The organism is Cupriavidus sp. 05N38, from assembly GCF_056397345.1.
The window spans coordinates 1-11,828 of record NZ_JBFTNF010000118.1 but is presented as its reverse complement, the minus strand read 5'-3'; the positions used below and the strand labels follow the sequence as shown (position 1 = coordinate 11,828).

Below are 11,828 nucleotides of genomic sequence, written 5' to 3'. Positions count from 1 at the left end.
CAGGTGGACTGGGGCGTGACTGGCGGCGTCGGCTTCAGCCTGGCGTCGGGCATCGACGTGCTGCACGAGGGCAGCGATCTCGACCTGCTCGTCGGCGCCGCGGCGCCGCTCGCGCCGCGCACCGAACGCGCATTGATCGCCTTGCTCGACGACACCCGCCTCGACATCCAGGTCAGCACTCCGCATGGCGCATTCGCGTTGCGCGAGCGCGCGCGCACCGGTGGCCGCGTCTTGCTCAAGACGGCTGGCGGCCCGGTCATGAGCGCGGACCCCTGGCTGGCGCCGGCGCACGCGCGATGAGCACGCTGCTCACCTTTCCCGGCCAGGGCGCGCAGCGTGCCGGCATGCTGCATGCGCTGCCGGACCACCCCGCCGTGCACGCCACCGTGGCCGAGACCAGCGCGGCGCTGGGCGAGGATGTGCTGGCCCTGGACAGCGCGGCGGCGCTGGCCTCCACCGTGGCCGTGCAGCTGTGCCTGCTGACCGCCGGCGTGGCGATGGCGCGCTGCCTGCTGGCCGAGGGCGCGCGGCCGGATGCGGTGGCGGGCCTGTCCATCGGCGCATATGCGGCGGCGGTCTGCGCGGACGTGCTGGAGCATGCCGATGCCGTCAGGCTGGTGGCGCTGCGCGCGCGCCTGATGGAGCGGGCCTATCCGCGCGGCTATGGCATGACGGCCATCCTCGGGCTCGAGCGCGAGCCACTGGAGCACATCGTGGGGCAGGTGTGCGCGCCGGCGTCGCCGGTCTACCTGGCGAACTTCAACGCCCCGGCGCAGATCGTGATCGCCGGTGCCGTGCCCGCCATGGCGCGCGTGGCGGAACTGGCGCTGGCCGCCGGCGCGCAAGCGGCCAAACCCGTGGCCATCAGCGTGCCTTCGCATTGCACGCTGCTCGACGGGCAGGCCACTGAACTCGTGCGCGCCTTTGCCGGCGTGCGCGCGACCCGGCCGCGCCTGCGCTACTTCAGCGCCAGCGCGGCACGCGAGCTGCGCGATCCCGCGCGCATCGCCACCGACCTGGCACGCAATCTCGCGGTGCCGGTGCGCTGGCACGAGACCATGCTGCTGGCGCGCGAATGCGGCGTGCGGCTGGCGGTGGAAATGCCGCCCGGCAACGTGCTGACGCGGCTGGCCGCGCCGCTGCTGCCCGACGGCATCGCCGTGGCGTGCGCCGACACGCGCATCGACAGCGTGGTGGCGCTCAGCGGCAGGGAAGCGCTGCGGCAGTCCGGCGCCTGAGCACGCCGGCCCGGCACCTCAGCCCAGCGGCAGCGCCGTGCTGTACAGCACCTGCTTGAGCGCAAAGCTCGAGCGGATGTTCGACACGCCGGGAATACGCGTGATGTGGTCGATGATCAGGCGCTCCAGCGCCTCCACGTCGGGCACGATCACGCGCAGCAGGTAATCGGCATCGCCCGACATCAGGTAGCACTCCATCACTTGCGGCAGCGCGGCGATGCGCCGCTCGAACACGTCCAGGCTCTCGCGGCGCTGCTTGTCCAGCGAGATCTGGATGAACACCACCACCTTCAGCCCGAGCCGGCGCGCATCGAGCAGGGTCACCCGACGCGAGATCACGCCGCGCTTTTCCAGCTGCTTGACGCGCGCCAGGCATGGCGAGGGCGACAGGCTGACGCGGCTGGCCAGCTCCACATTGGTCAGGCTGGCGTCACGTTGCAGCTCGTTGAGGATGCGGATGTCGATGGCATCCAGGTTGAGGTCTTCCAGCACGTTGCGCTCCCGATTTTCCGAATCACAGCATTCTATGCCGCCACAGCCCGGATGGGCCGTGTAGTTCGGTTTTTGCTGCGCCGCACAAGACCGTAGACTCTCCAGCCCGCCCCGCGGCATTTCGCGGCACTGCGCGCGCGTGGCGCGCGACGGGACCTTCTACTGGTCTGGCAGCACCGCAACTCGAATCGAAACATGCAAGTACAACAAGGATGGCGCCGCTTCGTTCCCCTGGCCTGCGCCGTGGTGATCTGGGGCGGCAACTGGCCGGTGATGAAGCTGGGGCTGGCCCATGTCAGCCCGCTGTGGTTCGCCACGGCGCGCTTCGTCTGCGCCGCCGCGATCAGCTTCCTGGTGCTCGGCGCGCTGCGCCGGCTGCGGCTGCCCAGCCGCCAGGAATGGCCGCTGGTGATCGGCGTGGGCCTGCTGCAGATGGCGGCCTTCACCGCGCTGGCGCTGTGGGCGCTGCAGTACGTGCCGCCGGGGCGCGCCTCGGTGATCGCCTATGCCACCTCGGTGTGGGTGATCCCGCTGTCGTCGCTGGTGCTCAAGGAGCGCCTGTCGCGCCCGCAATGGATCGCCACCGGGCTGAGCTATGCCGGCATCGCGCTGATGGTGGCGCCGGCGCTGGGCGGCTGGCAGTTGCATACCGTCGTTGGACTGGTGATGCTGCTCGGCGCCTCGCTGGCATGGTCGCTCAGCATCATCCAGCTGCGCGCCAACCGCGCGGTGCGCCTGGGCGCGGACATGATCCCCTGGGAGACCGCCGTGGCCTCGGTGCCGCTGCTGGTGCTGGCGCTGCTGCGCGACGGCGCGCCGCACTTCCTGTCCATGCCGGAGATCTGGCCGCTGCTGTTCTACACCGGCCCGCTGGCCACGGCGCTGACCTTTATCGTGGTGCTGAACATGACGCAGGCCTTGCCGCCCGCGGCCACCTCGATCGCCATGCTGTGCGTGCCGGTGATCGGCCTGATCGTTTCCGCCGCGGCCTTCCACGAACGCATCTCCGCGGACCTGTCGGCCGGGCTGGCGCTGATCGCGCTGGGCGTGGCCACCTCCGCGCTGGCGCCATGGCTGGGGCGGCGCATGCGGTGGATCAATGCCTAGTGCGCCGGATGATCACCGGATCCGGCCGCGGCCTGTCAAGAACGGCGGGCGCGGACGTTACACCCGGACACACATGTATTGAGCCGCTAATACCTGGCGAGGCCGCGGGCGGTTAAAGTGCGGCCATCTACTAACCGGAGCCCCCCGTGCGGAAAATCGCCACCCTATGCACCCTTGCCACTGTCGCGGTGTCCGCCGCACTGGCTTCCAGCGCGGCCTTCGCACGCGTGGACGTGGATATCGGCATCGGCCTGCCCGCGCCGGTGTATATGGCACCCGCACCGGTCTACCAGCCCGCACCCGTCTACCAGGCGGCGCCGGTATACGCACCCGCGCCTGTCTATGTCGCGCCGCAGCCGGTGGTGGTGGGCCCGGGCTACTACGGTCCCGGCTGGCGCGAGCGGGCCTGGCGCGAACGCGAATGGCGCGAACAGCGCTGGCGCGATCACCGCGAGCACGAGTGGCGCGAGCATGAGCATGAACATGACCGCGAGCGCGAATGGCGCCGCTGAACGCGCGCTGAGCTTACGCCCGGCGTAGCCGGCTCAGCCGGCTACGCCGGCTGACGCCTGGCTGGCCAGCACGGCCCGGCGCAGGCGCGCCACGCCTTCCACGATCTGCGCGTCGGAAGCCGTGGCGAACGACAGCCGCAGCGCACCGCTGCGCTGCCCGTCCACGCCGAAGCTGGCGCCCGGCACATACATCACGCCCGCCTCGATGGCGCGGGGCAGCAGGCTCGCCGAGTCCGGCACGCCATCGATTTCACACCACAGGAACATGCCCCCTTGCGGCGTCTCGCCGCGCAGCGCGGTGCCGAAGGCATCGGCCAGCGCGCCGGACATCAGGTCGCGCTTGCGTCGATAGAGATCGATGATGCGCGCGGTCTGCCGCCCTAGCAGCCCGTCGGCCAGGCAATCCGCCATGGCCAGCTGCAGCCACGGCGAAGTGCACAGGTCCGACACCTGCTTGGCGATCACGGCGCGCCGCACGATCTGCGCGGGTCCGGCCATCCAGCCCAGGCGCAAGCCCGGCGCCATGGTCTTGGAGAAACTGCCGAGATAGACCACCCACGGCGCCAGCAGCGGATCCTGCGCGGCCAGCGACAGCAGCGAGGGCAGCGGCTCGCCGTCGAAGCGCAGGCTGCCGTAGGGATCGTCCTCCACCACCACGATGCGGTGCTGCGCGGCCAGCGCGAGCACGGCGCGGCGGCGCGCCAGCGATAGCGTGCGCCCGCTCGGGTTGGCGAAGGTCGGCACCAGATACAACAGGCGCGGCCGCTCGTGCGCAGGGCAGTCCGCCAGCATCGTGGCGAGCGTCTGCACGCACAACCCTTGCGCGTCGGAGGGCACGCCGCGTACCGCCGCGCCCGCGAGGCGCAGTGCCTGCACCGCGGCGGGATAGGTCGGCGTCTCCACCCACACCGGCGTGCCCGGCGCGACGAAGGCCTGCACCAGCAGGCCGAAACCCTGCTGCGAACCCGATGTCACCACGATCTGCGCGGCCGGCAACGGCGCGCCGTGCGCGGCCATCAGCGCGGCAAGCGCGCTGCGCAGCTCCGCCATGCCTTCGGTCGGCCCGTATTGCAGGCACAGGGCCGGGTCGGCGCTCATGCGGGCCGCGGCGGCGGCCTGCAGCGCAGCGGCATCGAAGCTGGCCGGCGCCGGGTAGCCGCCCGCGAACGAGATCATCCCCGGCAGGCTCATATAGGGAAACAGTTCACGGATGGGCGAGCCTTGCGGCTCGCGCATGGCCGGCGCGAAGGCGTATGGATTGGCTGGCGTGCTCATGGCGATTGGCAATGGATGGTCAGTCGACGGTGGCGCCGGACAGCTTGACGATCTCGCCCCACTTGCGACGGTCGACGCGGACCAGCTCGGCGAACACTTCGGGCGAGTTCGGCGCCAGTTCGGCGCCGGCCTCGCGCAGCCTGGCCTGGATGGCGGGGTCGCTGGCGGCGCGCGCCAGGTCGCGGCTGATCTTCTGCGCCACCGCGGCGGGCAGGCCCTTGGGCGCGAACAGCCCGAACCATGGGCTGGCGTCGAAGCCGTCGACCGGGCCGGCCGCGGCCACCGTGGGCACGCCGGGCAGTGCCGGCGAACGCGCCGCCGAGGTCACGGCCAGCGCCTTGAGCTTGCCCGAGCGCACGAACTGCAGCGACGCCGGCAGGTTGTCGAACATCACATCCACGCTGCCGCCCATCAGGTCTGCCAGCGCCGGGCTGCTGCCCTTGTAGGCGACGTGGCTCATCTGCGTGCCGGTCATGCGCTGGAACAGTTCGCCGGCCAGGTGGGTCGAGGTGCCGTTGCCGGCCGAGGCCATGTTGACCTTGCCGGGGTTGGCCTTGAGATAGGCAATGAAGTCCGCCAGTGTCTGCACGCGCGCGCGCTCGGCGAAGGCCGGCGAAACCACCACCACGTTGGGCACCTTGGCGACCAGCGTCACCGGCGCGAAATCGCCGGCGGCATCGTAGGGCAGCTTCTTGTAGAGCGTGGGATTGATGGCGAACTCGCCCACCGAGCCCATCAGCAGCGTATAGCCATCGGCCGGCGACTTGGCCGCGACGCCGGTGCCGACGATGCCGCCGGCGCCGGGCCGGTTGTCCACCAGCACCGGCTGCTTCCACATGGCGGTGAGCTGGTCGCCGACCATGCGCGCCACCATGTCGGTGGTGCCGCCGGCCGGATACGGCACGATGATGCGTACCGGCTTGTTGGGAAAGTCTTCCGCGCTGGCGGTGGCCGCCGCCAGCAGGCCAATGGAAATGCCGCAATGGCCGATGATGCGAAGCAGTGCTTTCATGCCCGTCTCCTCTTTGTCTTTTTGCTTGTGTTTGTCCTGCGCGCCCGGGGCGGGAATCCGGCAGGCCCGATGGCAGCGCCCCGGAAGCTGCGCATTTTTGAGCATCAACTTCTTTCCATCAAGCGAGATTTACGCATAGGATGATGCCTTTCATGCATCAAGTGCGGTCAGCATTGCCCGGCAAAGAGGCAAGCTTCGCCGCTTCCAGCCCGCCCCCATGAGCACATCCCGCCTGCCCAGTCTCAGCAGCCTGCGCGCCTTCGAAGCCGCGGCACGCCACCAGAACCTGCGCCGCGCCGCCGCCGAGCTTTGCCTCAGCGAAAGCGCCGTGTCGCGCCAGATCGCCATGCTCGAGAGCCAGCTCGGAGTAGCGCTGTTCCACCGCGCCAACCAGCGCGTGAGCCTGACCCCGGCCGGCTCGCTGTACGGCGCGCAGGTACGCGAGAGCCTGCAGCGGCTGCAGCGCGATACGCTGGACATCATGGCGCACGAAGGCGCGGGGGGCATCGTGGAGCTGGCCTGCGTGCCGACGCTGGCGGTCGAATGGCTGATCCCACGCCTGCCTGCGTTCTACGCCCGGCATCCGCAGGTCGTGGTCAATGTGAGCGCGCAGACCGATGTGTTCCTGTTCGACGGCACGCCGTACGACGCCTCCATCCACTACGGCCAGGCCAACTATCCAGGCGGCCGCGCCGACCTGCTGTTCGACGAGGAATCGGTGCCCGTGTGCCATCCGGCGCTCTTCGGCGGCGCGGAAGCGGTCACGCCCGAGCGGATCGCGCAGGCGCCGCTGCTGCACCTGTCGACGCGCCGGCTCGACTGGCAGAACTGGATGGAAGCGGCTGGCGTGGGCGAGGTCAATGCCATGCGCGGCACGCGCTACGATCACCACAGCATGGTCATCAGCGCGGCGCGCGCCCGGCTGGGCGTGGGCCTGGTGCCGCGCTTCCTGGTGGAGGAATACCTGGCGCTGGGCTTGCTGGTGATGCCGGTGGCGCAGGCCATGCGCTCGCAGCGCGCCTACTACCTGATCGCGCCGGACTCGCGGCCGATGAGCGATGCCATGTCCCGCCTGCGCGGCTGGCTGCTCGCGGCGGCGCAGGATTTCGCCACGCGCCAGCCGGTGCCCGGGGTGCGCGCCGCCGCGCCGGCCGGCACCCCAGGATGAATCTTCAAATTATTTGAATATCGCATACGATTAGGCGCCGCTTAAGGAGCACCCGGTGGAACTATCCTTTGTCACATGGAAGCGCGACTGCTTCGCACAATTTCAACAAAGGCAGCTCCATCGTGACAATCACAACCACCCGCCTGCTGCTGGCCGCGGCCATCGCCGGCACCGCCCTGCTCTCGTTGAATTCCGCCTTTGCCGCCGACGCGCGCAGCCTCCATGCCGGCGACGACTACGGCTACGTACACCGCACGGCTGACAGCTACGGCGACGGCGCGCGCAAGGCCGACGCGTTCAGCGACGGCGCCCGCACCGTGGTCCACGAGTATCCGTTCGGCTTCGCCGCCTGAGCGCCGCAGCCAGCGCCGCGCCGCAACCGAACCACGGAACGCATCATGAGCATCAAGGAAAGCGCCCTCATCCTCGCCGGCTGGCTCGTCGCCTGCATCGGCAGCGGCTATCTCGTCGGCTTCGCGGCGCAGGTGCTGCAGACCTGAGCCAGATCCGCAGCACCGCCGGGCACGGGCCGCTCAGTCCTTGACCCCTGCCGCCTCCAGCACCTCCGCGAGCTTGCGGCCCGCATCGAGCGCCGCCGGGAAGCCGCAGTACACCGAGCTGTGCACCACCAGCTCGCGCAACTCCCGGGCCGTCACGCCGTTGGCGAGCGCGCCGCGCAGGTGCCCCGTCAGCTCGTGCGGACGATTGAGCGCGATCAGCATCGACACCGTCGCCAGGCTGCGCTGCTTGCGGTCCAGCCCCTCGCGCGTCCACACCGTGCCCCAGGCGTATTCCGTCACCAGCTGCTGCAGGCCGGTATCGCCTTGCTGCTGCGCGGCGTCGAAAGCGCGCTCGACGTACTGCGCGCCCATCACCTCCGACCGTACCTGGCGGCCTGCCTCGAAGGCCGGCGTCTGCGCGTAGCCCGGCAGCGCATTCTCGTCTTTCGTCATCTCGTCTTTCCCCTGTTGTCTGCCCGCGCCGTCTCCGGCCGCCATTTCCGGCCGCCGTCTCCGGCTTTACCGGAACGGCGTCTGCAGGATGCCCATCACCGTGCGGATGCCGTCCCGGTAGTTGCCCAGCCGCATGTTCTCGTCATAGCTGTGCTGGTTGTTGTCGGCATTCACCAGCGGCACGATCACGAACGGCGACTGCAGCGCCTGTACCGCGGCACCCGTGGGCACGGTGCCGCCCATCATGCGGATCTGCACCGGCGCCTTGCCCCAGGACTGCTGCATGGACTGCAGCAGCCACTGGCTCACCGGGGCGCCGAGGTCCGTGCGCGCCGCCGAGCTGGAGGCCGAGACTTCGCCGGCGGTGAGCGCCGCGAGCTTGGGATAGCGCGCGCGCTCCTCATCGGTGGGCTCGCCCTTGACGAGATGGTAGCCCTGCTTCTCCACATGCTGCCTGAGCAGCGCGAACAGCGATTCGGGGCTGGTCTCGGGCACCGTGCGGATGTCGATATCCGCCAGCGCCACTTCGGGGATGATGGTGCGCGCCTTGTCGCCCACGTCGCCGCCGGCGATGCCGCGCACGTTCAGCGTGGGGTACTGCATGGCTTCCTGGTAGTTGGCGCCGACCCGCTCGGCGCGCGCGATGCCCAGGCGGCGGCGCAGCGCGGCTTCGTCGTCCGGCACCGCGGCCATGATGCGGCGCGCGCGCTCGTCGATCTTCACCGGCTTGTAGTAGCCGGGAATGGTCACGCGGCCTTCGTCGTCCTTCATGCTCGCCAGCAGGCTGGCGAGGCGCTGCACCGGATTGGCCGCGTAGTTGCCGTAGTGCCCGCTATGCAGGCCCTGGCTGGCGCCGAACACCTTGAGCTGCACCAGCAGCACACCGCGGTTGCCGAAGATCAGCGTGGGCTGGTTGCTCTGGTGCATGGGGCCGTCGAAGATCACCATGCCGTCGTTGCGCAGCAGCGCAAGGTTCTCGGCGATCACCTTGCCCAGCGAGGGCGAGCCCTTTTCCTCCTCGGAATCGAGGATCACCTTGATATTGACCGCCGGCTCGACGCCGGCCGCCTTGAGCGCATCCATGGCGGCGAGGAACATGACGATGGGGCCCTTGTCGTCGGACGACGAGCGCCCGAACACGCGCCACTCCGGGTCGGCGTGGCCGGCGTACAGCTGCTCGATCGGTAGCGTCTCCCACTTGCCGCCGGCGCTGCGCGCCTTGAGCGTGGCCTCCCACGGACTGCGCTGCGCCCATTGCGACGGCGTTACCGACTGGCCGTCGAAATGCATGTAGAACAGCACGGTCTTGCGCGGGCCGGCGCCGGCTGGCGCGGGATATTCGGCATAGACCATCGGCTTGCCGTCGTTGGCCAGCTCGCGCGACTGGAAGCCGCGCCGCGCGAAGGCCTTGACCAGCCAGTCCGCGTTCTTCTGGATATCGGCCGGCACGGTGGCATCGTTGGGCATGGCCAGCAGTTCGACCCATTCCCGGTAGCTGCGCGGCGCGGCCTGGGCGGCTTGCTGCTCCAGTTGCGCGGCGTCGAGCGTGGCGGCCTGGACGGGGGCCGCCAGCGACATGGCGCAGGCTACGGCGCCGAAGGCGGCGCGGATGGCGCCGCGGGAAGCATGGCGATCAGGGTGGGCGGCGGCGCGGCCAGGCGCGCGGGTACGGAAACGCAGTCTCATGGGTCTTGTTGGTCTGTTGGCTGTCGGATGCGCGCGGCAGCCATGCCGCCGCGCGCACCGGCAGTCTGAACCGCGGCGCGCGACTTGTCCAACGCGCGGCGCCCCTGGCAGGCGCGCGCTCCGGCGCGGCAGGCACTAAGGTCCCTGTTCGTCCGGCGCGCGCGCGAAACCCTCCTCGCGCTGGGCAATGGCGATCGCGAGCCCGTACTCGACGGCAAAAAGCAGGATCAGCGCCAGTATCGCCACGGCGCCGATCGCCAGCCGGTAATAGATCCAGATCGACATGACGGCAAGCCGGCGGGGCCGGCAGAGTCTTCCTGCCTGCAGGGTAGGACCGGCAGTGTCAAAAGGGCGCATGGATATCCGGGGCCGGGCGCAAAGAAAGCCTAAAAATGCGCCGCGGGCAAGGCGACGGGCATCGGAATCGGCTTAATTTGACCTGGATCGTGGCGGGCCTCTCCCATCGGTGCCATCATTCCCGCAATGACCGCCCCGGCATCGCCTCCGGTACCGGCGCCGCCATGCTGACTGCGACAAGCGTTGCCCAACCAGGAGATAGCCGCCATGACCAATATCGTGCTCGCCACCGATGGTTCGCCGTATGCCGATGCAGCCGCACGCTTCATTACCGAAGGCCGCCTGCTGCAGAGCGGTTTCACCGTGCACGTGGTGCATGTCACCCCCGAGGTAACGGGACAGGTGCGCGCCTTCGTCAACAAGGAAACCATCGACGCCTGGCACCAGGAAGAAAGCGGCAAGGCCACCAAGCCCGTGGCGGATATTCTCGCGGCGGCGGGTGTCGCCTTCGAATGCCATGCGCTGCATGGCTTTGCGCCGGAGCGCATCGTCGCCTATGCCGCCAGCGTGGACGCGCGCGGCATCGTCATGGGCACGCACGGACGCGGTGCCTTTTTCAATGCCGTGATCGGTTCGGTGGCGGGACGGGTGCTGGCGCACGCGCCTTGCCCGGTGATACTGGTCAAGGCGCCGGAAAAGAAGTAAGCAGCGGCGACAGAAGACGGCGCGCCGGTTCCGGCCGCGCCTAGACTGGCCAGAGCGGCGGTTCGTCCATCAGCGCGACCTGCTCGCGCAGCTCGAGGATGCGGTCCTGCCAGTAACGCGCGGTGCCGAACCAGGGGAATGCCGCGGGAAAGGCGGGGTCGCGCCAGCGGCTGGCCAGCCAGGCGCTGTAGTGCAGCAGGCGCAGCGTGCGCAGCGCTTCGACCAGGTAGAGCTGGCGCGGATGGAACTCCGCGAAGTCCTCGTAGCCGGCCAGGATGTCGGCCATCTGGCCTTGCATGGCAGCGCGGTCGCCTTCGAGCAGCATCCACAGGTCCTGCACCGCCGGGCCCATGCGGCTGTCGTCGAAGTCGACGAAGTGCGGGCCGGGTGGCTGCGCGCGGGCCTGCGATTCCTCTATCCACAACACATTGCCGCGGTGGCAGTCGCCGTGCAGTCGCAGCAGCGGCAGCTCGCCGGCGCGCTCATAGCAGCGGCGCGCGCCGTCGATGGCAAGCGCCGCCACGGCCTCCCACGCCGGGCGCAGGTCGTGCGGAATGCAGTCCTGCGCCAGCAGCCAGTCGCGCGGGGCCACGCCGAAGCTGTCCAGGTCGATGGCCGGGCGTGCGCTGTAGGGCTGCGTGGCGCCGACGGCGTGGATGCGGCCGATGAAGCGGCCGAGCCAGGTCAGCGTGTCCGAGCGGTCAAGCTCGGGCTCGCGCCCGCCGCAGCGCGCGAACACCGCGAAGCGGAAGCCCGCGTGTTCCAGCAGCGTATTGCCGTCGCGCACGATGGCCGGCACCGCCGGGATCTCGGCGTCGGCCAGTTGCTGCACGAAGGCGTGTTCTTCCAGGATGGCGGCATCGCTCCAGCGGCCGGGCCGGTAGAACTTGGCCACCACCGGCGCGCTGTCTTCGATGCCGACCTGCCAGACCCGGTTCTCATAGCTGTTGAGCGCCAGCAGGCGGCCATCCGGCATGAAGCCGGCGGCCTCCATGGCGTCCAGCATCAGGTCGGGCGTCAGGCTGGCGTAGGGAACGCCGCCGTCATCCGCCACGGGAAGATCGAAGCCTGAGCTGGACATGATGCGTGGCCGCCGTCGGGGTCGGGGGATCAGCGGCCGGTCTTGCGCTGGCCGCCCAGCAGGGCGGCTTGCGGCGACGAACGGCGGCCCTGGCCGCCGCGCGGCTGCGCGACGTTGCCGTTGACATCGCCGCTACGACCGCCATTGCCACCATTGCCACCATTGCCGTTACCGCCGCCATTGCCCGCGGCACGGTTGCCGTTGGCCTGGCCGTTGCGCGGTGCGCCCTGGCCGGCTTGCGCCGGACGGCCGCCGCCTTGCGCGGGACGCTGGCCCTGCGGCTGCGGCGCGCGGCGCTGGCC

14 protein-coding genes and 1 pseudogene are annotated in these 11,828 nt (G+C 70.0%); 7 read left to right on the top strand and 8 right to left on the bottom strand.

Annotation, left to right across the window (positions count from 1 at the left end; translation table 11 throughout):
* Both AC1DK4_RS39480 and mdcH read left to right on the top strand, forming a co-directional pair.
* A partial coding sequence (locus tag AC1DK4_RS39480) for a phosphoribosyl-dephospho-CoA transferase MdcG domain-containing protein (RefSeq protein ID WP_477132210.1) occupies window positions 1–300 on the top strand: 300 nt, incomplete at its 5' end.
* Entirely contained in the window at window positions 297–1,238 is a 942-nt protein-coding gene (mdcH, locus tag AC1DK4_RS39475) for a malonate decarboxylase subunit epsilon (RefSeq protein ID WP_441622878.1), read from the top strand. The genes AC1DK4_RS39480 and mdcH, both read left to right, overlap by 4 nt.
* Window positions 1,239–1,256: 18 nt before the next feature.
* On the opposite strand, the gene AC1DK4_RS39470 is transcribed toward mdcH, so the two are convergent.
* A complete protein-coding gene (locus tag AC1DK4_RS39470; protein WP_441622902.1) occupies window positions 1,257–1,727 on the bottom strand; it encodes an Lrp/AsnC family transcriptional regulator in 471 nt (156 codons plus the stop codon).
* Window positions 1,728–1,925: 198 nt separating this feature from the next.
* Here AC1DK4_RS39470 and AC1DK4_RS39465 point away from each other — a divergent pair, with 198 nt between their 5' ends.
* Together AC1DK4_RS39465 and AC1DK4_RS39460 are read left to right on the top strand one after the other, a co-directional pair.
* Window positions 1,926–2,837 (top strand): DMT family transporter, encoded by a 912-nt coding sequence (locus tag AC1DK4_RS39465; protein WP_441622880.1) that lies wholly within the window; start codon window positions 1,926–1,928, stop codon window positions 2,835–2,837.
* A 146-nt stretch (window positions 2,838–2,983) separates the two neighbouring features.
* Window positions 2,984–3,349 carry a hypothetical protein gene (locus tag AC1DK4_RS39460; protein ID WP_441622882.1) on the top strand — a complete coding sequence of 122 codons (366 nt, stop codon included), beginning with the start codon at window positions 2,984–2,986 and terminating at the stop codon, window positions 3,347–3,349.
* Window positions 3,350–3,382: 33 nt separating this feature from the next.
* Here the strand turns inward: AC1DK4_RS39460 and AC1DK4_RS39455 are convergent, their stop codons facing one another.
* Together AC1DK4_RS39455 and AC1DK4_RS39450 are read right to left on the bottom strand one after the other, a co-directional pair.
* On the bottom strand, window positions 3,383–4,624 hold the full coding sequence (locus AC1DK4_RS39455; RefSeq protein ID WP_441622884.1) for an aminotransferase-like domain-containing protein: 1,242 nt from the start codon (window positions 4,622–4,624) through the stop codon (window positions 3,383–3,385).
* A 19-nt stretch (window positions 4,625–4,643) separates the two neighbouring features.
* Complete coding sequence (locus AC1DK4_RS39450) at window positions 4,644–5,636, bottom strand: Bug family tripartite tricarboxylate transporter substrate binding protein (RefSeq protein WP_441622886.1); 993 nt, start codon at window positions 5,634–5,636, stop codon at window positions 4,644–4,646.
* A 217-nt stretch (window positions 5,637–5,853) separates the two neighbouring features.
* Here AC1DK4_RS39450 and AC1DK4_RS39445 point away from each other — a divergent pair, with 217 nt between their 5' ends.
* Together AC1DK4_RS39445 and AC1DK4_RS39440 are read left to right on the top strand one after the other, a co-directional pair.
* On the top strand, window positions 5,854–6,804 hold the full coding sequence (locus AC1DK4_RS39445; protein WP_441622888.1) for a LysR substrate-binding domain-containing protein: 951 nt from the start codon (window positions 5,854–5,856) through the stop codon (window positions 6,802–6,804).
* Window positions 6,805–6,926: 122 nt separating this feature from the next.
* Entirely contained in the window at window positions 6,927–7,157 is a 231-nt protein-coding gene (locus AC1DK4_RS39440; RefSeq protein ID WP_441622890.1) for a hypothetical protein, read from the top strand.
* A gap of 180 nt (window positions 7,158–7,337) precedes the next feature.
* Here the strand turns inward: AC1DK4_RS39440 and AC1DK4_RS39435 are convergent, their stop codons facing one another.
* The 3 genes from AC1DK4_RS39435 to AC1DK4_RS39425 form a co-directional block, all read right to left on the bottom strand.
* On the bottom strand, window positions 7,338–7,757 hold the full coding sequence (locus tag AC1DK4_RS39435) for a carboxymuconolactone decarboxylase family protein (protein ID WP_441622892.1): 420 nt from the start codon (window positions 7,755–7,757) through the stop codon (window positions 7,338–7,340).
* Window positions 7,758–7,823: 66 nt separating this feature from the next.
* A complete protein-coding gene (locus AC1DK4_RS39430) occupies window positions 7,824–9,335 on the bottom strand; it encodes a M20/M25/M40 family metallo-hydrolase (protein WP_441622904.1) in 1,512 nt (503 codons plus the stop codon).
* A 243-nt stretch (window positions 9,336–9,578) separates the two neighbouring features.
* A complete protein-coding gene (locus tag AC1DK4_RS39425) occupies window positions 9,579–9,728 on the bottom strand; it encodes a hypothetical protein (protein ID WP_441622894.1) in 150 nt (49 codons plus the stop codon).
* Window positions 9,729–10,007: 279 nt separating this feature from the next.
* Here AC1DK4_RS39425 and AC1DK4_RS39420 point away from each other — a divergent pair, with 279 nt between their 5' ends.
* Window positions 10,008–10,445: a universal stress protein gene (locus AC1DK4_RS39420; protein ID WP_441622896.1), complete on the top strand. Its 438-nt coding sequence runs from the start codon at window positions 10,008–10,010 to the stop codon at window positions 10,443–10,445.
* A gap of 40 nt (window positions 10,446–10,485) precedes the next feature.
* Here the strand turns inward: AC1DK4_RS39420 and AC1DK4_RS39415 are convergent, their stop codons facing one another.
* Window positions 10,486–11,526 carry a serine/threonine protein kinase gene (locus tag AC1DK4_RS39415; protein ID WP_441622898.1) on the bottom strand — a complete coding sequence of 347 codons (1,041 nt, stop codon included), beginning with the start codon at window positions 11,524–11,526 and terminating at the stop codon, window positions 10,486–10,488.
* Between the two features lie 29 nt (window positions 11,527–11,555).
* Window positions 11,556–11,828, bottom strand: a pseudogene (locus AC1DK4_RS39410) (DEAD/DEAH box helicase); the annotation flags it as partial.